The organism is Mesorhizobium sp. M7A.F.Ca.CA.002.09.1.1, from assembly GCF_003998555.1.
GTDB classification, from domain to species: Bacteria; Pseudomonadota; Alphaproteobacteria; order Rhizobiales; family Rhizobiaceae; genus Mesorhizobium; species Mesorhizobium ciceri.
The window spans coordinates 1-605 of sequence record NZ_RZRR01001509.1 but is presented as its reverse complement, the minus strand read 5'-3'; the positions used below and the strand labels follow the sequence as shown (position 1 = coordinate 605).

The 605-nt window shown below is 59.8% G+C and carries 1 protein-coding gene; it reads left to right on the top strand.

Going from position 1 to position 605, the window contains the following annotated elements:
* Positions 1-539: DUF2339 domain-containing protein (locus EN994_RS34340; protein ID WP_127308297.1), on the top strand; the 539-nt coding region annotated here is incomplete at its 5' end.
* Between the last annotated feature and the right edge of the window lie 66 nt (positions 540-605).

Sequence of the window (605 nt, the reverse complement as noted above, 5' to 3'; positions counted from 1 at the left end):
CTTTCATCGTTGTCAGGCATTTCGTGGTGCTGAATCCTTTGCTTACCGACGAATCGACCGGCCGTATCCCGGTGTTCAACCTGTTGTTCCTCGCCTATCTCCTGCCGGCGGTCGCCGCCGGGGGACTGGCGCTCTACGCCAGGGACAAGCGGCCAAAATGGTATGCGCAGATGCTGGCCGTGGTGTCTGCCGCGCTTGCCTTCGCCTATGCCACGCTGTCGGTGAGGCGCCTGTTCAAGGGCGAATTCATCGGCCTGTGGAGCGGCCTCGGCCAGTTGGAAACCTACACCTATTCGGCGCTCTGGCTGGTGATTGGCGTTGCGCTGCTCTCAGCTGGCGTCTGGCTGAAATCGCAGGTGCTGCGCATCGCTTCGGCCGCGCTGATCGCGATCGCCGTGCTGAAGGTCTTCATATTCGACATGTCGGAGTTGGAAGGCGTACTCCGGGCGCTATCCTTCATCGGCCTCGGCGCGGTTCTGATCGGTATCGGCCTGTTCTATCAGCGGCTTTTGACACGGGCGGCGAGGGAAAACGGATAAAGGCAAGCAAGAACAATAAGATTTCACCCCGACCGGGAATAAATCGGCACTCGCCAGCGTTATCTC